Source organism: Sporosarcina sp. ACRSM (assembly GCF_022346545.1).
In the GTDB taxonomy this organism is placed as follows: Bacteria; Bacillota; Bacilli; order Bacillales_A; family Planococcaceae; genus Sporosarcina.
On record NZ_JAKRNU010000002.1, the window covers coordinates 132,336 to 152,478 of the forward strand.

Below are 20,143 nucleotides of genomic sequence, written 5' to 3' on the forward strand. Positions count from 1 at the left end.
TTCTACAACCTTTTTTTGCGTATCCTTATTTTCTTTTTGTCACCCGGCCTAGTAGAAATGCGCCTGCGGCTAAACCAAGCATTGTATTCGTTTTCTTATTGAAAACTTGTTTCATAACGAGATTCACATTTTGTGGCCTTTCCGCAAGACGGCGCATGAAATAACCGTACCAATCATTGCCAAAGGGAACGTATGTACAAAAATTATAGCCATCACTCGCCAACTGTAATTGCATGTCCTTTCTGAAACCATAGAGCATTTGAAATTCGAATTTCTCAATCGGAATGCGATTGTCTTTTACAAATTGCTGGACATGTTGGATTACATGGTGATCATGCGTAGCGATTGAAGTGAATTTCCCATTCAACAAATGCCATTCAATCAATCTGATATAATTCTCATCGATTTCTTTTTTAGTTTGATAGGCAACGTCAGCAGGTTCTTTATAGGCCCCTTTCACAATTCGCAGACGGTAATTTTTATATTTTTCCAAGTCCTGTTCCGCGCGGAAGAAATAGGCTTGAATAACCGTGCCGATATTATCAAATTCCTTTGATAACTCGTCCACTAGACCGAATGATGGTTGCAAACGGGCGTGATCTTCCATATCAAAATTGATGAATAGATCATAGCGTTTGGCAGCGGAAACAATTTCCCTCACATTGTCTAAACAGAATGCATAGTCGATATCAAGGCCTAATTGAGAAGGTTTCAACGAAATATGCGCATCAACACCATGGTCGTGAATCGCTTTAATGACTGCTAAAATTTGTTCTTTTGCCCTTAACGCTTCCGCTTTATCATGGACAAATTCCCCTAAGTTATCGACTGTACAAGAAATGCCATGATTGTTTAACTCTTTTATACTTTGAATCGTTTCTTCCACGTTTGTCCCTGCTACGACAGTTTGCGCGCCGAGCTTTAAACCATACTTTTTTGCCGCGTCATTCAATAGCTGATTTTGAGATAATCCCATAAAAAAGGCTTTTAACATGGCAAACCTCCTCAATATTCTTGTTATTCTAATTATATCACATCGTTTTTGGAAGAGCAGAAAGGAGATAGATGAGGTTCTCCAGATTTTCATTTTCTCCGATTATAAAGGCTTCGGGCCTGCCTTGGAATAATTTGCGCCTTGCATACTCCATTAACTCCCCGTATAATCAGCGCTGTTACTAACGCATAATTTATTCGATTTGTTTAATCGTATGTTTCTATATGATAATAATGACAGTGCAAATGACAAAACGATTGAAATCTCTCCTTTACTTTATGAATGGATATTCGAAGTACGCTAAATAACAAGCCGTCTTAAGGTGTTCGTCATAAAGGTTTAGGAACAAATTCTTTCGCAGCAACCAAAAGGGGATGAACTCAATGGGGCACACGATTCAACTGAATAGGGTCTTCCGTCTCATTTCCATATCTCTGAAAGGTTTTTCACAAGTGATGCTTATGGAAAACGCGCTTTCTGGCGGTCTCATTCTACTCGGTATTTTTTTGCACTCCCCTCTTTTAGCGACCATGGCGTTTCTCTCCTCGATGGCAGGCACATTGACAGGCTACTATTTAGGCGGAGATAGAGCGGCAGTTAAAAGCGGGATGTACGGATTCAACTCTTTACTGAGCGGGATCGCCGTCATGTTGTTTTTATATGTCAGTTGGCGCTGGATAGTTGTTCCGTTCATAGGTTGTGCAGCCGGATTGCTAATGATTCTTTTTTCAAGAGTATTTAATAGATTGCATATTCCTGTTTTAACCATCCCTTTCGTTTTAATGACGTGGATTGGGCTCCTGTTAACCTATCGGATTGATGGTTTACATGTCAATCCCTCGTTTGTGACAGCTTCCCCGACCCAATGGTTGATCCCGTATGAAGGGACTCCCAATTTTTTCGCCAGCCTGATCAAAGGAGTCGGTGAGGTATTTATCATTGATTCATTCTGGGCTGGTTCGCTTATCCTTCTAGCCCTTTTTGTTGCGGGTTGGAGGTATGGGGTATATGCCATTGCTGGAGCTTTCATTTCTTGGTTGACAGCCATTTCATTGGGCGTTGATGTAGCTTCTCTTGATTTGGGCTTATACAATTATAATGCGGTGCTGACCATCATTGCGGTTGGGCTATTGTTCGATGAAAAAAGGAACTTTCCATTTGTCGGTATACTCGCGGCAGCAATGACCGTTCCCATTACCGCTGGAATGGATCATCTGATCAATCCTTTTGGACTGCCCGCACTTACTTCGCCTTTCATCCTTTCCACTTGGACATTCTTAATCGTCAGGAAGTTTCTTCCTATCTGATTCTACAAAAAATAACCCGAACAGCGCATGGCTTTCGGGTTATTTTCCTTTACGATAATTTAAATTGACAGACGATTTTCTCCAAGTCTTGTGCCAGATCACTCATTTCTTTGGATCGTGTGGCAACCTCATCGATGGAGGCGGAAGTCTGCTCCGTTGCGGCTGAGATATGATTGCTCATATCTTCTATCGTATGGATGGATTGAGTCAATTCGTTAATCAGTTCAACAATACGGCTGGAACTATCTGCTTCCGCAGTCGTCAGTTCGGAAATCATACCGATTTCCTTCACTGTTTCTGATACGGCTTCCGAAATACGATTGAGTGATGTCGCTGTCTTGGCTACCGTTTCCGTTCCGGACTCAACGAGCTTTGTACTTTCAGAAGTAGAATTGACGACAAGTTGAATACTTTCCGTTAACTCTTGCACCAGTTTTTCGACTTCCAGTACTTCTTTATTGGATTGTTCCGCTAGTTTCCGCACCTCCTCTGCTACTACCGCAAACCCTTTCCCATGTTCACCAGCCCTTGCTGCCTCTATGGAAGCGTTCAAAGCAAGCAAATTCGTTTGAGAAGCGATTCCTGAAATTGAATTTGTAATATCTTGTATTTTAGTCGTCGATTCAATCAGATTTTCAATCGTCTCGCCTGATTCAATCGAGGCGGTTCTGATTCGTACCATATCATCGTTAATGCGGTATACGCTCTGTTGTCCATCTTCTGCAATTTGCATCGTTTGATGGGAATTTTCCACACTGAGTACAGCCTTTTCCTTGGAATCCAACAGATCTTTTGCCAAAGACTCTAAAATAGTGGATGCATGTTCCGCATTGATCGTACCGTTCGAGATTGATGTTGCCGTTTCATTCATGTTTTGGGCGATCTGCTGGATGGCCGTTTGCATCTCGTTTAGCGAAGTTGATGTATCGACCGAGTTTTTGGTTAATTGGATCGCTGTCGCTTGCACAGTACCAATCATATTCCTTAAATTGCTGGTCATCGTGTTCAGGGTACGGGCTAAATCGCCTACCTCGTCATTACTTTTGATCACGACATCCTCAATCGCAAGATTTCCATCCGCAATTTCCTTCGCTTGCGCGATAAGTGCGGAAATCGGCTTTGTTTTTCGTCTAATCAGGTATAAGGTGATGATGGAAGCGATGATCATAGGAATCAGGCTGATCAAAATACCATTCTTCACAACTTCCCACGTTCGCTCAGCGACAATTGAACCATCGAAATCGATGACGCTAACTGCGATGATTTCCCCATTCGCATTATGATTTTCAAAAATCGGTGCATAGCCCGATAATCTTTCCATCCCCGCGAAATGATATAGTTCCGAATATGTAGAGTGTTTCGTTTCCAACAATAGGCGAATGGCTTCTTCATCCAATGGAACAGAATCTCCCGGTTCGATTCCTTTCGCACGCAAATTGTCGTCAAGCGCAAGAATCTTTCCGTCCAAGTCAACGATGTATTGTGTTTCGAAAATGTTTTTATGATCGACTGTCCAGTTCAATTGTTGACCGACTTCCTCCATAACGCCTTGATCTCCCGCCAACATCTTATCGACATCCTCTGGACGGAGAAGCCCTGTCGTAATATTAGCGCATCCATAGGCTTCGACCCCTGCTGCGTCATATAATTTTTCATAAGCCGTCTTATAGGTAGCGATAGAGGTAATAGCGAGCATCGCTATCATAATCCCGACGATAATCGCTCCAAGCTGTATCGTTAATGTATTTCTCATGTCTTTCCCCCTACATTCTCAAAGATAGGTATATTGTACGTATTCTAGTTATCTATCTTACGCTAAATTAACATGAAACAAAAGGTTTAATAAATATCTTTTCCACATTCAGGTCATCCTTTCGGCATAGCATTCAAATCCCGATAAATACTGGAAATTGATTGTAAACAAAAACTATTTTCACAAATAGTTCACGCATAATTAAGAAGATTCTTTTGTCCTTTCTGCAGAATTCATGTTATCATTAAGAAATCTTCAACAATGACGGAGGTAGTGGAAAGTTTATGAATACTACAAATACTAAAGTGAAAACAGTTCATGTGGAAGACATCCTGATTGCCAATCAATTGTTAAAAGATGTCGTCAGCCACACACCATTGCAAAAGAATGAAAGGCTATCTGAAAAATATGATTGCCAAGTGTACATAAAAAGAGAAGATTTGCAGTATGTCCGCTCTTTTAAGCTGCGTGGCGCTTACTATAAAATCAAAACGATCGAAACAGAAGCTCGTGAAAAAGGGGTTGTTTGTGCCAGTGCAGGCAATCATGCGCAAGGCGTAGCGTATGCTTGTGCTCATTTAGGTATCGATGCTAAAATTTTCATGCCTCAAACAACACCTAAACAAAAAGTCAATCAAGTGAAAATGTTCGGGAAGAACTTTGTGGAAATCATTCTGACTGGCGACACATTCGATGCTTCATCAAGCAAAGCGATTGAATACGCAAACGCTGAAGGACGCATTTTCATCCATCCGTTCGATGATCCGCATATCATTGCCGGTCAAGGAACTGTTGCGGTTGAAATATTAAACGACATCGAAGAACCATTAGACTTTGTCTTTGCGAGCATTGGGGGCGGTGGCCTTGTTTCCGGCTTAAGTGCCTATATGAAAAACGTCTCCCCTCTCACAAGAATCATCGGTGTTGAACCACAAGGAGCGGCCAGCATGCATGCCGCATTCCAAAAACAACAACCTATCCTATTGGAATCCATCGATAAGTTTGTCGACGGAGCGGCAGTTCAATGCGCTGGGCAACTTACCTATGATGTCTGCCAACAATACGTGGATGATATCGTACTTGTACCCGAGGGAAAAACATGTACGTCCATACTGGACCTCTACAATGAACATGCCATTATTGCTGAGCCTGCAGGTGCTCTTCCTATCGCGGCCTTGGATTTTTACAAAGAACAAATCAAAGGGAAATCGGTCGTCTGTGTGATCAGCGGGGGCAATAACGATATCGGACGAATGCAAGAAATCAAAGAAAAATCACTTATCTATGAAGGGCTTCTGTACTACTTCATTGTGGACTTTCCACAAAGGGCAGGTGCATTGCGACAATTTTTGGATGAAGTTCTCGGTCCGGATGATGACATTACGACATTTGAATATACGAAGAAAAACAATAAAGAGAACGGTCCGGGTCTCGTCGGGATTGAAATCAAAAAGAAAGAGGACTATGATAGTCTCATCTTACGGATGCAACAATGCGGCTTCCCTTTTAAAGAAGTGAATAAGGACAGCACATTATTCGGTTTGCTCATTTAATAAAGCAAGTAAACAAAAAAACGGCTGGAAATACGATTTAGCATCGTTCCTCTAGCCGTTTTTCTTTATCGTTAATGGCCTCTGTTGATCAATTGCTCTGCCATTTTAATTTTGTTGTCGTATAGTTTTTGGGCCATCGCTTCTTTCGCCTCTAAAGCGGCTGGCAAATAATCAGTATCATTCACGGTGGCTACGATCGAAAACTTGTAGCCGAACGGGCTCGCGTCTAGCGAATGTAAGCCATACACTTTATACTTTTCTACAAATTCACCGGTTAACTGATCCACTTTTAAATAATCGAGTTGTTTTTGATTCAACTCCTCACAAACTTCTCGTAGCAGTTGTTTGACAATACTTGGATCTTGATGGAATGAGACGACGACACTTTCGAAGATTCTCCTTTTCTCAACCGATCCATTTACCATCTTGCGAATTTCACCATTTGAAATCGTCACTAATTTCCCGTTGATCAACCGAATTTTCACAATTCGAAATCCTAACTCCTCGACTGTGCCCCCTTCGGGTTCTCCATTGACGTTTATAAAATCCCCTCGTTTAATCGTTCCTTCAAAAATCATGAAAATCCCGCTGATAATATCGTTGATCAGTTTTTGGGCACCGAACCCGATCACAGCCGCAATGATCCCTCCCGCAACGATGACTTCTTTCAAATCAACAACAAATGGCTTAATCGCAGCGATTAAAATGATCGTCGCGAATAGATATCTAGACGTATTTTTTACAACGCTTTCAATCGTTTCTTTCTTCTTCTCTTCCAAAATGCTTGTCCGTTTGAAAAGCTGTTGCAAAATTTTCCTGCAAACAACGATGAGCGCATATGTGAACAAAATCGTTAATGCCAGTGTAATGAAATAGCCTCTCACACTCTCAAAATTAATATCAAAAAATTGTTGCACAGAATTTAAGTACTCTTTCATGGTTATCAAGATCCTCTTCTTAAAATTTCCTTGTATTACTCCTTCTTTTTTCAAGTTTACCATACTTGACGAATGGATGAATTCTGTTGAAAATGCTACCTTTATAGTTGTCAAAAGAGTTTTTATGGTTAATAATGGAGATAGTATTATTTAACTTATATTTCTGAATTTAAAACCATTCTAATAAATATCTATCTGTTTACCCAAGCTTCCCAAATTGATAATCACTTTCAATTAAAATTATACAGAAGGTATCGCGTTTCTTGCCTTTAATGCAAGAAATAACCGCGTTATCTTTATTGATTTAGAGGAGATTTTTTTATAAAAGCTATTATGCTTGGATTCTCGGATCTTATTTGTTATGATTCTAATGTAGTAATTAAAACAATCTAAGGAGTGGGAATGTATGACTGAAAACAATAACCCTAAAAAAAGATTAACAACAGCTGCCGGTGCACCTGTAGTAGACAACCAAAATTCGATGACGGCAGGTCCAAGAGGTCCTATGCTCCTACAAGATGTATGGTTTTTAGAAAAAATGGCCCATTTTGACCGTGAAGTCATTCCTGAGCGCCGCATGCACGCCAAAGGATCCGGGGCATACGGTACATTTACCGTCACACATGATATAACAAAATATACGAGTGCAAAAATTTTCTCCGAAATTGGTAAGAAAACAGATATGTTCGTACGTTTCTCCACAGTTGCCGGAGAACGCGGCGCTGCAGATGCGGAACGTGATATCCGCGGTTTTTCAATGCGCTTTTACACGGAGGAAGGCAACTGGGATCTAGTCGGAAACAATACACCGGTCTTCTTTTTCAGAGATCCTTTGAACTTCCCTGATTTGAACCATGCCGTCAAACGGGATCCACGTACAAATATGAGAAGTGCGAATAACAACTGGGATTTCTGGACATCTCTCCCAGAAGCTCTCCACCAAGTGACAATTGTTATGAGTGATCGTGGCATTCCAAAATCATACCGTACAATGCATGGTTTCGGTAGCCATACATTCAGTATGATCAATGCGGATAACGAACGTGTTTGGGTAAAATTCCATATGCGCTCCCAACAAGGCATCGAAAACTTGACAGACGAAGAGGCAGTTGCACTTGTCGGCGTCGACCGTGAGAGCCATCAGCGTGATCTCTATGAAAACATTGAAAAAGGCAATTTCCCGAAATGGAAAATGTACATCCAAGTTATGACAGAAGAACAGGCAAACAACATGCCTTACAACCCGTTTGACTTGACAAAAGTATGGTACAAAAAAGATTTCCCTCTCATAGAAGTCGGTGAATGGGAATTGAACCGGAATCCTGACAACTACTTTGCTGAAGTCGAGCAGGCAGCCTTTACTCCTGCAAACGTTGTACCGGGCATCAGCTTCTCTCCGGACAAAATGTTACAAGGACGCCTCTTCTCTTATGGAGATGCACAGCGTTACCGTCTAGGTGTTAACCATCACCAAATCCCAGTTAACCAGCCAAGATGTCCAGTCCACAGTTTCCATCGCGATGGAGCTATGCGTGTGGACGGCAATATGGGCAGCACGCTTCACTACGAGCCGAACAGCTATGGTGAATGGCAAGCTCAACCGCAATACAAAGAACCGGCACTTGACCTATTCGGCAATGCTGATCGTTGGAACTTCCGTGAAGACGATGACAATTATTTCGAGCAGCCTGGTAAGCTCTTCAACTTAATGAGCGATGTACAAAAACAATTGCTATTCGAAAATACTGCACGCAATATCGGCGCAGCCGACAAGTTTATCCAGCTCCGCCATATCGGACACTGCTACAAAGCTGATCCGGCATACGGGCAAGGTGTAGCGGACGCACTCGGTATTTCCTTGAGTGAAGTGGAAGCGGCAGCCGGATACGACGCAGAATAAGATTTTGAAGACAGGAAAGAGTAGCGTTATTTGCTACTCTTTTCTTTTTTATCACCCAAAGAATAAGGAAGAATCTAAAGAATCCGACTAATAATACTGACTTTTCCTTCAATCATCGATAGAATAGAGTTGATGTGTTTAATATTTTGTAGGGGGAACTCTAAATGACAATCCAATTCACAGCTCATGAAGAATTTTTCACATTCCATGATCCGATGCAAGATGGGAAATTAATTGATCGTAAAACTGAAATCCGTACAGATCCATTAACTGGGGAAACCTCCCGAATTATTTTCGACCCTGGAGCCCCATTTGTACCTACTGATTATACAGAACTCGCTAAAGAAACTGCTGGCAGTAAATGCCCGTTTTGCCCTGAAAATGTGCAATCCTTTACACCCACTTTTCCAAATACTTTAATCGAAGAAGGACGACTTACAAAAAGTGAAGCGGTCGTCTTTCCAAATCTATTTCCATACAGTAAACATAATGCTGTTGTCCGCATGACAGATCAACACTATGTCAAGCTGGAGGAATTTACGAGTTCAATAATTGCCGATTCGTTTTCGGTCGCATTTGACTATTTGAAAAAAGTCAAAGCACAAGACCCAAATACAGCTTTCGCATCCATTAACTGGAACTATCTACCGCCGTCCGGAGGAAGTATTTTACATCCTCATATTCATGTGTTGGCATCAGAACACCCGACGAACTATCAAGCAACTGCCTTAGCAGCTGCCCAACAGTTTTACGAAATAAACGATCGAAATTTTTATGACGAACTTCTTAAACAGGAATGCGAACTCGATGCGCGGATCATCGGAACAGAAGGCGCGATCGACTGGTTGCATGCATTCGCACCGAAAAGCCATACCGATTTCATAGGGCTATTCAATGCCTCCTCTTTTGATGAACTAACCGAAAAGAATTGGCAAGATCTCGCACAGAGTGTGATCAAGTTTTTCCGCTACTTTGAACAAATCGGCATCGCAAGCTTCAATCTTGCTCTCTTTATTCCGCTCTTTCCAAATGGGGCTGAACGCGTACATGTGCGACTTGTTCCCCGTATGACAATCGGCGGACTTCAAACGAGCGACATGAACGTTTTCAATTTCTTGCATAGTGAACCGCTCTGCTTGAAGGTTCCGGAACAAACGACTCGAGATGTCGCAGCATATTTTGTAAAATAAAGAACAAATCGCTGGTTGGAAACAGCTTTACACTGTTTCCAACCAGCGATTTCATTTGTTAATAGCTTTACAAAAATAGTAATGGAACCAAGAATAGGAGTAGCACAATGATGATCACAACCGAAGGTATAATAACCGTTAATAATCCTCGCCACGCCGAGAATCTATGCGCTTCCGCAATTGCTTTTATTGTAATAATGAAACTCCATATGCCTAGCACGACCCCAATAAATCCACTAAAAATTAACCAAAGCCATTTCCCTGCTGAAATATCAATGTCTTCAATGAATAACGCTTCGCCCAATATTAGGAGATCCGGAATCCATAGGATCGCACCGATTATAATCGGTATATAAGAAATTGCAAAAGCCATTTTCAACTCTTCAAACTTTCCTATGCCACCGAACCACTTCCCGACAAAAGTAGCAATCCCTGCACCGATCCACCACCCAATCCAACCTAAAAAAGGACCTAACACAACTGCTAATAGCAAGATTACCGAAATGGGTATGACGTCACCTGTATTATTTTGCGACGCCCCATTCAGCACATCAAAAACCCCGGAAATTAGAACAAGAATAAGTGCAAACTTCATCGATTTATTGTCGATTGCGTAGCGGACTGTTTCTCTCGGCCTAATCCAAATAGACGTCCATACATTCAAATCTTCTTTCTTGTCAAAAACTTCATTTCCCTCCTTCATCCTTCAACACCTCCACTTCATTACCTATTCTACGTTTAATAGATAATGAAGTTTCATAGATTCCGCATTTTCACTAAAACAAAAAAGGATACCACCAAAATTACAGTGGATCCCTTTGTCTAGCTATCTTTTTTAATTATTTCCGACAGCCTTTAACTGCTCCAATTGAATCAATCCGTCGATGTCATTGCTCGTTACATAACCGGCCTCTTGACTAATATCGGCCATTTCCTGAATCACTTGGGCATTGACGTCCGTCGTTACTTCCAGTCTCGCAAATGCAGCTTGAAGTTCATCCTTATTGATCTCTTTACCGGTCAAATCTTTAATATGTTGGATAACCAAATCTTGACTTTCTTCCGGGTTTTCTTTGATGAAATTCACAGCTTGGACGTGAGCCGTCAAGTAAGCTTTCACTAAATCATCATTTTCTAAAAATTGTTTGCTTGCCGCTACAACCGTATTGGTCGATTCTTTCCCCCAAGCAAATGCATCCCAGTCCAACAGTAACTCTCCATCTGCCTGCGTTTCTAAAATATAACCCCAAGGCTCTTGAGTCGCCGCTGCGTCTACCGACTTCTGGATAAAAAGAGTTGCAGTGTCAGCAGGTGCCGCTGCAAACAGTTCAACTGTTCCACCATTCGTCGTCGGCTTTAATCCTATATCATTGAGTGCTTTCCGTAACATCACGTCCTGTGTGCTGCCAATGACAGGAATTGCTACTTTTTTTCCGTCCAATTCTGCTAGATCACTAATTTGACTATGTCTACTCGAAACGAGCACAGCCCCTCCGTTTACCGCTCCGGAAATGATATGATAACTCGGATCTTGGACATAACGATTCAACAAAGGACCTGGGCCGACAGTTCCTACATCAACGGCCTTTGTCGCCATCGCTTCCATGAACAACCCGCCATTACTGACCGTTTTTGTATTGATTTTAATATCTTCACCAAATGCTTCCTTGAAATAATCTTTTTCCAACGCAACGATCGTTGCAATATGTGTCAAATTCGGAAAGTATCCGATATTCACTTCTTTGCTGCTGTTCCCATTTGCATCGCCTTGCCCGCATGCGGCGACGATACTTAATACAAAAACAGAAATGAGTAACACTAGAAAGGACTGCCTTTTCATTTCATTCTCCCCTTTAAGCTGATGTGTTTTTATTGAATGCCCCACTTCTTCTGTACATTTCGCTCCAAACGCAAGAATACGAGGTTATCCATAATCGTACCGATGACACCGATGATGATCATGACTGAAATAACTAAATCCATCTGTCCGAGCGATCTGCCCGTTTCCAACAGATGACCGAGACCACCGCCGGATCCTAATAGCTCACCGGCCATCAAGGCGCGCCATGAAAACGCCCATGCAATTCGCAGCCCTGAAATGATTTGTGGAACGGATGCTGGTAAAATGACTGTCCTCAAAAAGTGGAAACCGCCCGATCCTAATGTTTTGGCCACTCTTTGATAAAGCTGTGGCACATTCTTGAATCCGCTAGTCGCATTGATCGTCATGGTCCATGTTGCCCCGATTGCGACAATAAACAAAATGGAAAAATCATTCAGGCCAAACCAAATGATGGCGAGCGGAAACCAAACAATACTTGGAATCGACTGTAAGGCCGTAATTAGAAAACCAAGTGTATCCTCTACCCACTTGGATCGCCATATCCAATAACCCAACAGAAGTCCAAGTAGAACTGCAACCGAGAATCCGATCAGCAATCGGCTCATACTTTTAAAAATAGCAATCCCGATTTGTCCGTCTACCAGCCCATAAAAAAGTGTTTGCAGCACTTGACTGAGGGTTGGGAACATGAAATCAGGTAATGTAGATAGTCTAGATGTGACTTCCCATATCACCGCTAGCATCACGATGAAGAGAGTCCGCCTTAAAAACGTAGTCATCCCCCATTTCCTCCTTCAACACTTTCTCTATTTCGCCTTGCAGTGATGCCAGTATCTGTTTTTCCAAATGGAATGTACTATCATTCGGCATCACTCCATCTTTCATTGTCTTTACTGCGTATGTCTCTTTGATTTTTCCTGGTCTCGTTTCAAAAACGACAATTTTCTCAGATAATAAGACCGCTTCCCGAATATTATGTGTAACGAAAAAAATCGTCACTTTCGTTTTTTTCCAAATCTCTAGCAGTTCATTATGCAATACCATTCTCGTTTGTTCATCTAAGGCAGCGAATGGTTCATCCATCAAAAGGATAGCAGGTTCCATCACAAGTGCGCGGGCGATGGAAACTCGCTGTTTCATCCCGCCGGAAAGCTGATGAGGAAATGACTCTGTATAATTGCTGAGATGGACCATTTTCAGCATTTCCTTCGCTTTGCTTTCTGCTTCCGCTTTGGAGATGCCCTTCAATAGCAATCCGTAGGTTACATTATCGAGGACACTGAGCCAAGGGAATAATCCATCCTCCTGAAAAACAACGACGCGATCCGGTCCGGCTCCCGTCACTTTCTTGCCCGCAATCCGAATTTCTCCCTGATCCGCTTTTTCCAATCCTGCAATCAGATATAATAATGTAGATTTTCCACATCCCGAAGGACCGACGATGGATACGAACTGTCCTTTTTCCACGTCTAGCTGAATCTTATCCAGAACTTTCACTTGACCTTTTTCCTTATGGTCGAAGCTTTTTTCAACCCCATCAATCGTTAAATACATCCCATCTTCCCTACTTTCAAATATCCTACTAATTAGATATGTTTTATAATATCTATACTCTACTATATAGATATGATTTGTCAACTATTATTGTCGAACTTTTCGATATTTTTTTTGATATGTTGACGAACTGGTCGACAATTCTCCCAAATAATGCGAACAAGCCAAAAGAACCTTATGCCGACTATAATGGCATAAGGTTCTTTTTTATGATTCAAACAAATCACTCGATAAATAACGCTCGCCGGAATCAGGTGCGATACAAACGACCGTATCATCCGGTGTCAATCGCTTTGCCACTTCCATCGCTGCATAGACGGACGCTCCGCCTGAAGGACCGATCAAAATCCCTTCTTTTGCCGCCAATCCCCGTACGGTCTCATACGCCTCATCATCTTCAATCTGAAAGATTTCATCATAGACCTCCGTATTGAGCACTGGAGGGATAAAACCTGGGCTTGTACCGACCAGCTTATGCTTTCCTGGTTGACCTCCCGATAAAACAGGTGATCCGGCTGGTTCAACGACATGGACAGTAATATTCCGATCATGGACCTTTAATGCTTCGCCCGTACCTGTCACTGTCCCGCCGGTCCCCGATGTGCACACAAAAGCAGTCAGTTTACGGTCGATCGATTCCATCGCCTCAATAATTTCGACTGCAGTCGTCGTGCGATGGATGTCCGGATTTGCGGCATTTTCAAATTGCATTGGTATAAAACTATTTTCGATCGTCGCTGCGATTTCATCCGCTTTTGCAATGGCACCCGGCATTCTTTCTGCACTCGGCGTTAAAACGACTTCCGCTCCATAGGCTTTCATCAAATTGATCCGTTCAACTGTGGAATTGTCCGGCATAACAAAAATGGCACGATAACCTCTTGCGGCAGCATTCATCGCAAGCCCGATTCCGGTATTGCCTGAAGTCGGTTCGATAATCGTTGCCCCCGGTTTCAACACTTCACTTTTCTCGGCTTCAATAATCATATTATACGCAGCACGGTCTTTCACACTACGACTCGGATTAAAAAATTCCAATTTTACATAGACAGCTGCCCCCTTCGCGTCCGGAAGTCTATTTAGTTTAACAAGTGGTGTCTGACCTATTAGTTCAGCAATATTATTGACAATCCGCATCTCTCTCATCCCTTTATCTTTATAGTGTTTATGAAAATATTTCCCGCTTCTCTTATTATACCCATTAAAGCACATTATTCCTACCTATATAGTACATTTACTCAATCGAAAAAGCAGATCAATTCACAGAAGTGAATGAACTGCTTTTTTTGAAAGGGTAGTACCTATTTTTATACGTGTATTGCGTTTTCATACAGTAGGCGATCAATTTTCTCGATAAAGTCTTGCTGTTTTTCTTTTGATTGTCTGAACGTATCTTCTGTAGATTCTTTAATATAGTGCATTTTTGTTGTATGCTCAAGTGTTGAATGCCGAATTTTCTCCCTTACTTCAGCCAGAAATTGTAGATAATCCTTATACGAATCATCGTAAATCAATGATAGTTCATCACGGATAGTTTTGGCTAGTGTAGGGCTAGCTCCGGCTGTCGCGACGCTGATCGTCAAGTCCCCTCGTGTCAACTTTGCCGGAACATGGAAATTACTCGCTTCCGGATTATCGACAATATTGAGCAGTTGATGATTTTGTGCAGATAGCGCAACCAGTTCATTCACCACATGGCTATTCGTCGCTGCAATGACAAGCCATGCAGATGCGATATCAGTCGGTTCAAATTCTTTCTTTTTCCACTCAATCCGTGCTTCGAGGTATAATTGCTCGACCTTTTCATGCAATTCCGGACTAACTACAGTGACAAGTGCCCCCGCCTGCAATAGACCGATCATTTTCCGGTAAGCAATAGTCCCCCCACCTACAACTACCGCTTCCTTCCCTTTAATAGATAACATGATTGGGTATGCTTCCATTGCACACTTCACCTCCCCATCAATTACGCCTCGGCGTAATTGCGTCCAGATTTTGAATTGCGCTTGCGCAATTGACTCCTTTCAAAATCTGTGACATCCGCCGGAGGCTTAACTTGAATCAGCAGGGAGTTTGGACTCCCTTGGAATTGAAATGCCTTCTGGCATTCATCCTGTCACTTATGGAAGTGGGGACTTCTGCTGAATCAAGTTAGTCCGTCTAAAAAAGACCGTAGATGCTACGGTCTTTTTCAATCAATCATGGAAATCCAGGCCGGATTGGACCGCTTTCACATGTCCTGCACGAATGACGAAATCGCCAAAATGCTCGCCTTCTTGCCTTTCTTTTGCATATTGGAAAAAGAGCGCACGTAGCAAATCAAGAATTTCCTGCTCCCCAACATTTTCCCGGTATAATTTATTCAAACGATCGCCTACAAAACCGGCCCCTAAGTACATATTGTACTTACCAGGCGACTTTCCGATAAAAGCAATCTCCCCTAATGCAGGTCGTGAACAACCATTCGGACAACCAGACATCCGGATGACAATCTCTTCATCACGTAATCCCGCTTCATCCAAAATCACTTCGATTTTATCCAAGAGCACCGGTAAATAACGTTCGGCTTCCGCCATCGCCAATCCACAGGTCGGTAAAGCGACACATGCGAGCGAACTTCGACGCAATGCTGAATGCTGCTCTCCGGCTGTCAAACCATATTGCTCCATCATTTCGACGATTTGTTTCTTTTTTGCACTTGTCACATTGCTTATGACCAAATTCTGGTTCGGGCTCAGTCGGAAATCTCCCGTATGAACCTTCGCAATCTCCCGTAAACCTGTCATTAACGGATAATCATCCGAATCCTTGACACGACCGTTTTGGATAAAGAGTGTGAAATGCCAATTCCCGTTGCTCCCTTTCACCCAACCATAGCGATCTCCGTTATGATCGAAATGATAGGCCCGCGCTTCTGCAAGTACCCAGCCTAATCGTTCATTGAGCTCTTCGCTAATCCAATCAAGTCCTCGCGCATCGATCGTATACTTAAAACGTGCATTCTTCCGCTCAGAGCGGTTCCCGTAATCACGCTGTATCGTGATTACTTTTTCTGCAACTTCCAGCAACTGTTCAGGTGTACAAAAACCGATGACCCGCGCTAACTGAGGATACGTTTCTTTATCTCCATGTGTCATGCCCATGCCTCCACCGACCGCTACATTGAATCCGACAAGTTGATCATCTTCCAAAATGGCGATGAAGCCTAAATCTTGCGAGAACACATCGATGTCATTATTCGGAGGAACAGCAATCCCGATCTTAAATTTACGCGGCAAATACAATGCGCCATACATTGGCTCCACTTCTACATCCGCTTGTTGACTGTCCACGACTTTTTCCCCGTCCAACCAAATCTCATGATAAGCGGATGTCCGCGGAGACAAATATTCACTCAACTGTCGGGACCATTCATACACTTCCGCGTGGACTTCCGATTGATAAGGATTCGGATTACACATGACGTTACGGTTGACATCCCCACAAGCGGCCAATGTATCCATTAACGCTGCGTTGATTTCCTGTATGTTTTTCTTCATATTCCACTTTAATATCCCGTGCATTTGAAAAGCTTGCCGAGTTGTCAACTTCAATGTTCCGTTGCCATATTTATTCGCCACACTGTCCATCACTAGCCATTGTTCCGGCGTTGCAACACCGCCCGGGGCACGAACACGAACCATAAATTGATAGGCCGGTTCTAACTTTTGCCGTTGCCGCTCGTTACGCAAATCTCGATCATCCTGCAAATAACTGCCATGGAATTTCATCAATCGGTTATCATCATCAGGGATCCCAGAGCTGATCGGGTTCACAAGCGTTTCTGCAAGTGTCCCCCTCAAATAATTACTTTCCCGTTTAATCCGCTCGACATCACTCGGTTCTCCCGTTTGCGGCGGTAAAACTATTTTTTGTGTCATCTTCTTTTACCCCTTTCGCACTTGCTTCAATAGACATCGCGCTGATAACGTTTCTGCTTTTGCATGTCTGCCAAATAATCGGCGGCCTCTTTCGCATTCAGGGCGCCTTCTTCTTGAAGAATCGTTTCCAAAGTGGTATGGACATCGGCAGCCATATTCTTTTCATCCCCGCAAATATAAACGACAGCGCCTTCTTCTAACCATCGGTAAATCTCCTCACTCTGCTCCAGCATGCGGTGTTGAACGTACACCTTCTCATCCGTATCCCGTGAAAAAGCGACATCCATTTTCGTTAAGACGCCATCCTTCAGCCATCTTTGCCACTCGATCTGATAAAGGAAGTCCGTCACATAATGTTGATCGCCAAAGAATAACCACGATTTCCCTTCCGCACCGATTTCCTCCCGCTCTTCCATGAACGATCGGAACGGAGCAATCCCTGTACCTGGTCCAATCATTATAATAGGTGTATCGGGATTATCAGGTAATTTAAAGTTGTCATTCCGTTGAATATAAACCGGTACGGTCGAACCAGGCTCCAATCTTTCTGCACATTGAACCGAGCAAACACCTTTCCGCTCACGGCCATATGTTTCGTATCGAACTGCCCCAATTGTCAAATGGACTTCATCCGGATTGGCTTTCGAACTGCTCGCAATTGAATATAAGCGAGCAGGGATTTTTCTTAGAAGTGCTACAAACTCGTTTACAGGAATGTTAAATGGTCCGAAATCCTGTACAAGGTCTAACAAATCCCGACCGTCAATATACTCTTTCAATGCTTGATCATTCTCGGATGCCACTAATTCAACCAACTTTGGATGGTTGATCAGATTCGCAAATTTTTGCAATAGCGGTTTTGTAAGTACAGTAATTTCAAAATGGGAGATGAGGGCTTCTCTGAGCGCTCGGCGTTCTCCTTGCTTATTGACATGTACGGTTTCTTCTGGATTCCATTTTGCAGCTGCAATCAATTCATCTACCAATTTTTCATCATTCGTTGGATAAATGCCCAAGCTATCGCCCGGTTCGTACTCCAAATTCGACCCTTCCAATGATAATTCCAAATGTCGTGTTTCTTTGTTTGAACCGCGACCATTCAAGTCGATGTTTTCTAGCACTTCTGCTTGAAACGGTTTTGATCTGGAATAGCTCGATTGTTGGGTTGCGCCTGGGCCGACTGCAACTTGTGATGACGGTGCTACAGCGGACCCCAACCGCTCTTTGAGATTTTCTAATACTTGGTTGGACCATTCTTCGTAAGGTTCGTCATAATCCAAATCACAATCGACTCGTGGTGTGAGCCTTTTTGCACCCAGTTCTTGCAAACGTTCATCAAATTGTTTACCTGTATGGCAGAAAAACTCGTATGAACTATCACCTAGTGCTAAAACCGAATACTGTAAATGATCCAGTTTCGGGGCACGCTTCCCAAACAGAAACTCATAGAATGGCAAAGCATTATCCGGTGGATCGCCTTCCCCATGCGTACTGACCACTAATAATAAATTCTCTATTTTCTTCAGGGAATTTAACTTAAATTCGTGCATGGAGAACAGTGAGACATGAAAATCTTCCGCCAACAGGTTTTTGGATAAGCTCTCTGCCAATGCTTGCCCGTTACCCGTTTGTGAACCATAAAGAATCGTCACTTCTTTCCTGGCCACTTCGGTTTGCATAACGGAAGCATGTATCTCGCCAACAGCGACATCACTCGCCGCAATTTGCGCGTTCATTGGCTGATAGGCACTCAAATAACCACCAAGCCAAATTTTTTGCGGCTCTGTCAATTTTGGTAATAGTAAATTTAAAAGCTGCACTTGCTCTTCATTAAAAGGACTATTTATCACTTGAAGCGTCAACACTTCCACCTCACAAAATCATATTTATAAAATCTGAATACAATTGTCCAGAATGTTTATTTCAATCTAATTTTCTCATTTCTCTCAATTTGAATTACAACATTGTCCTGGACAACGAGCGTGATGGAGCCGTAATTCATCGTGCTCAACATTTTCTTCAAATTTTCAATGGTAAACTCAAGATTTTCTTCACGTTTCCCCATAGTCAATGAACGTCCTTTCAAATTGTATTTCCCATTAAGAGAATCAATCACGCCTCGGCGTGATTGCGTCCAGATTTTGAATTGCGAAGCGAACAGCGTAGGGTTCGATTTGCCGTATTTCTGCGTTCTTTGCAGAATTTAAGGCACTTAGCTAAACGCAATTAACTCCTTTCAAAATCTGTGACATCCGCCGGAGGCTTGGGCCAACAGGATGTTGGTCACTCAGGCATTGCCGCAGGACGCGGCGACCTTAGCCTGAGTTCCTCTAATCAGCAGGGAATTGGACTCCCTCTGATTGAAATGCCTTCTGGCATTCATCCCGCCACTTTTGGAAGTGGGGGACTTCCGCTGAATCAAGTTAGTTGCCAGATTTCTGGCGTTTCGAGCAATTCATTCACCCGCTCGGCAAGCACTTCTTCCACTGCCTCATGATAACCGAGACTATTGCAAAGGATAAGCTGTTGGTCAGCGGAAAACTGTTGCGCCACTTTCTTCTCAATGCTTTTCATCAAAATTCCTGTAAATAGTAAATAAGGAATGATAAATACTTGCCGATGGTGAGCTTCTTTCAATTGGCGTAAGGCATCTTCGAATGAGGGCTTTGCTCCGTAAAGAAAGCTGACATCGACGTCTGAAAATGAGTACTTCTCTTTCAATAACCGTGCGATCTCCGTCAAGTCCCTTTTTACAGCCGGGTCACTGCTCCCCCTCCCTATCAGCAATACATGCGCATCTTCTGCAATCGGTACTTGCTGTTCTACGATCCGATCATAAAGACTATCCACGATTTTCGAATGAATCCCAAGTGGTTTTCCATATGTAAATGTGACATCCGGGTACATGATTTTTCCCACTTCAATTTCAAATGGAATGTCTTCATTTGCATGGTTCGCTGTCAATAATAGGATGGGGATAACCGCAATGCTCGTAGCCCCGCGTTCCACGCACTTCGCAATTCCTTCTTCAATATTCGGCTTCGCCAATTCCAGGAAGCAGATTTCTTGAATCGGTGCATCAATGCGTGATTTACACCTTTCGATGAATTGTATCGCTTCATCGACGCCTGCTTTCAAGCGGCTACCGTGACCAACATATAATACGGCTTGCATGCTGTCCTTCCCCCTTT

Annotated in this window: 17 protein-coding genes; 4 read left to right on the forward strand and 13 right to left on the reverse strand. The window is 42.8% G+C overall.

All coding sequences use genetic code 11. From position 1 onward, the window contains the following. Positions 1 to 25 precede the first annotated feature (25 nt). A complete protein-coding gene (locus tag MHZ95_RS04460; RefSeq protein ID WP_239389326.1) occupies positions 26 to 994 on the reverse strand; it encodes a proline dehydrogenase family protein in 969 nt (322 codons plus the stop codon). A gap of 383 nt (positions 995 to 1,377) precedes the next feature. On the opposite strand from MHZ95_RS04460, the gene MHZ95_RS04465 reads away from it, so the two are divergent. Beyond that, positions 1,378 to 2,301: an urea transporter gene (locus tag MHZ95_RS04465; RefSeq protein WP_239389327.1), complete on the forward strand. Its 924-nt coding sequence runs from the start codon at positions 1,378 to 1,380 to the stop codon at positions 2,299 to 2,301. Positions 2,302 to 2,350: 49 nt separating this feature from the next. On the opposite strand, the gene MHZ95_RS04470 is transcribed toward MHZ95_RS04465, so the two are convergent. Beyond that, positions 2,351 to 4,054, reverse strand: coding sequence for a methyl-accepting chemotaxis protein (locus tag MHZ95_RS04470; RefSeq protein ID WP_239389328.1), 1,704 nt, complete (start codon positions 4,052 to 4,054; stop codon positions 2,351 to 2,353). Between the two features lie 284 nt (positions 4,055 to 4,338). Between MHZ95_RS04470 and ilvA the strand changes: the two genes are divergently transcribed. Then, on the forward strand, positions 4,339 to 5,607 hold the full coding sequence (gene ilvA / locus MHZ95_RS04475; protein ID WP_239389329.1) for a threonine ammonia-lyase IlvA: 1,269 nt from the start codon (positions 4,339 to 4,341) through the stop codon (positions 5,605 to 5,607). Positions 5,608 to 5,678: 71 nt separating this feature from the next. Here ilvA and MHZ95_RS04480 read toward each other — a convergent pair whose 3' ends face one another. Next, positions 5,679 to 6,545, reverse strand: a complete 867-nt coding sequence (locus MHZ95_RS04480) for a mechanosensitive ion channel family protein (protein WP_239389330.1) — start codon at positions 6,543 to 6,545, stop codon at positions 5,679 to 5,681. Between the two features lie 406 nt (positions 6,546 to 6,951). On the opposite strand from MHZ95_RS04480, the gene MHZ95_RS04485 reads away from it, so the two are divergent. Further along, a complete protein-coding gene (locus MHZ95_RS04485; protein WP_239389331.1) occupies positions 6,952 to 8,445 on the forward strand; it encodes a catalase in 1,494 nt (497 codons plus the stop codon). Between the two features lie 164 nt (positions 8,446 to 8,609). After that, entirely contained in the window at positions 8,610 to 9,635 is a 1,026-nt protein-coding gene (locus tag MHZ95_RS04490) for a hypothetical protein (RefSeq protein ID WP_239389332.1), read from the forward strand. A 67-nt stretch (positions 9,636 to 9,702) separates the two neighbouring features. On the opposite strand, the gene MHZ95_RS04495 is transcribed toward MHZ95_RS04490, so the two are convergent. The 10 genes from MHZ95_RS04495 to MHZ95_RS04540 form a co-directional block, all read right to left on the reverse strand. Next, complete coding sequence (locus MHZ95_RS04495; RefSeq protein ID WP_239389333.1) at positions 9,703 to 10,338, reverse strand: Yip1 family protein; 636 nt, start codon at positions 10,336 to 10,338, stop codon at positions 9,703 to 9,705. Between the two features lie 132 nt (positions 10,339 to 10,470). Further along, a complete protein-coding gene (locus tag MHZ95_RS04500; protein WP_239389334.1) occupies positions 10,471 to 11,475 on the reverse strand; it encodes an ABC transporter substrate-binding protein in 1,005 nt (334 codons plus the stop codon). Between the two features lie 29 nt (positions 11,476 to 11,504). Further along, entirely contained in the window at positions 11,505 to 12,257 is a 753-nt protein-coding gene (locus MHZ95_RS04505; RefSeq protein ID WP_239389335.1) for an ABC transporter permease, read from the reverse strand. Next, the gene (locus MHZ95_RS04510) at positions 12,190 to 13,032 is read right to left on the reverse strand and encodes an ABC transporter ATP-binding protein (RefSeq protein WP_239389336.1); all 843 of its coding nucleotides are present in this window, start codon (positions 13,030 to 13,032) and stop codon (positions 12,190 to 12,192) included. The genes MHZ95_RS04505 and MHZ95_RS04510 overlap by 68 nt, the downstream gene beginning before the upstream one ends. A gap of 207 nt (positions 13,033 to 13,239) precedes the next feature. After that, the gene (gene cysK / locus MHZ95_RS04515) at positions 13,240 to 14,169 is read right to left on the reverse strand and encodes a cysteine synthase A (RefSeq protein ID WP_239389337.1); all 930 of its coding nucleotides are present in this window, start codon (positions 14,167 to 14,169) and stop codon (positions 13,240 to 13,242) included. A gap of 170 nt (positions 14,170 to 14,339) precedes the next feature. Continuing rightward, positions 14,340 to 14,975 (reverse strand): NAD(P)-binding protein, encoded by a 636-nt coding sequence (locus MHZ95_RS04520; RefSeq protein ID WP_239389338.1) that lies wholly within the window; start codon positions 14,973 to 14,975, stop codon positions 14,340 to 14,342. 252 nt (positions 14,976 to 15,227) lie between these two features. Next, the gene (cysI, locus tag MHZ95_RS04525) at positions 15,228 to 16,952 is read right to left on the reverse strand and encodes an assimilatory sulfite reductase (NADPH) hemoprotein subunit (protein ID WP_239389339.1); all 1,725 of its coding nucleotides are present in this window, start codon (positions 16,950 to 16,952) and stop codon (positions 15,228 to 15,230) included. A gap of 26 nt (positions 16,953 to 16,978) precedes the next feature. Beyond that, positions 16,979 to 18,814 (reverse strand): assimilatory sulfite reductase (NADPH) flavoprotein subunit, encoded by a 1,836-nt coding sequence (locus MHZ95_RS04530; RefSeq protein WP_239389340.1) that lies wholly within the window; start codon positions 18,812 to 18,814, stop codon positions 16,979 to 16,981. A 56-nt stretch (positions 18,815 to 18,870) separates the two neighbouring features. Next, the gene (locus MHZ95_RS04535; protein WP_239389341.1) at positions 18,871 to 19,017 is read right to left on the reverse strand and encodes a YezD family protein; all 147 of its coding nucleotides are present in this window, start codon (positions 19,015 to 19,017) and stop codon (positions 18,871 to 18,873) included. A gap of 353 nt (positions 19,018 to 19,370) precedes the next feature. After that, a complete protein-coding gene (locus MHZ95_RS04540) occupies positions 19,371 to 20,126 on the reverse strand; it encodes a sirohydrochlorin chelatase (RefSeq protein ID WP_239389342.1) in 756 nt (251 codons plus the stop codon). Between the last annotated feature and the right edge of the window lie 17 nt (positions 20,127 to 20,143).

What these genes read in the sequence shown, in the direction of transcription:
- MHZ95_RS04465 (WP_239389327.1), top strand. Translation starts at nt 1,378, where the DNA reads ATGGGGCACACGATTCAACTGAATAGGGTCTTCCGTCTCATTTCCATA.
- MHZ95_RS04470 (WP_239389328.1), bottom strand. Translation starts at nt 4,054, where the DNA reads ATGAGAAATACATTAACGATACAGCTTGGAGCGATTATCGTCGGGATT.
- MHZ95_RS04485 (WP_239389331.1), top strand. Translation starts at nt 6,952, where the DNA reads ATGACTGAAAACAATAACCCTAAAAAAAGATTAACAACAGCTGCCGGT.
- MHZ95_RS04540 (WP_239389342.1), bottom strand. Translation starts at nt 20,126, where the DNA reads ATGCAAGCCGTATTATATGTTGGTCACGGTAGCCGCTTGAAAGCAGGC.
- MHZ95_RS04490 (WP_239389332.1), top strand. Translation starts at nt 8,610, where the DNA reads ATGACAATCCAATTCACAGCTCATGAAGAATTTTTCACATTCCATGAT.
- MHZ95_RS04520 (WP_239389338.1), bottom strand. Translation starts at nt 14,975, where the DNA reads ATGGAAGCATACCCAATCATGTTATCTATTAAAGGGAAGGAAGCGGTA.
- cysK (WP_239389337.1), bottom strand. Translation starts at nt 14,169, where the DNA reads ATGCGGATTGTCAATAATATTGCTGAACTAATAGGTCAGACACCACTT.
- MHZ95_RS04535 (WP_239389341.1), bottom strand. Translation starts at nt 19,017, where the DNA reads ATGGGGAAACGTGAAGAAAATCTTGAGTTTACCATTGAAAATTTGAAG.
- MHZ95_RS04460 (WP_239389326.1), bottom strand. Translation starts at nt 994, where the DNA reads ATGTTAAAAGCCTTTTTTATGGGATTATCTCAAAATCAGCTATTGAAT.
- cysI (WP_239389339.1), bottom strand. Translation starts at nt 16,952, where the DNA reads ATGACACAAAAAATAGTTTTACCGCCGCAAACGGGAGAACCGAGTGAT.
- MHZ95_RS04495 (WP_239389333.1), bottom strand. Translation starts at nt 10,338, where the DNA reads ATGAAGGAGGGAAATGAAGTTTTTGACAAGAAAGAAGATTTGAATGTA.
- ilvA (WP_239389329.1), top strand. Translation starts at nt 4,339, where the DNA reads ATGAATACTACAAATACTAAAGTGAAAACAGTTCATGTGGAAGACATC.
- MHZ95_RS04480 (WP_239389330.1), bottom strand. Translation starts at nt 6,545, where the DNA reads ATGAAAGAGTACTTAAATTCTGTGCAACAATTTTTTGATATTAATTTT.
- MHZ95_RS04500 (WP_239389334.1), bottom strand. Translation starts at nt 11,475, where the DNA reads ATGAAAAGGCAGTCCTTTCTAGTGTTACTCATTTCTGTTTTTGTATTA.
- MHZ95_RS04505 (WP_239389335.1), bottom strand. Translation starts at nt 12,257, where the DNA reads ATGACTACGTTTTTAAGGCGGACTCTCTTCATCGTGATGCTAGCGGTG.
- MHZ95_RS04510 (WP_239389336.1), bottom strand. Translation starts at nt 13,032, where the DNA reads ATGTATTTAACGATTGATGGGGTTGAAAAAAGCTTCGACCATAAGGAA.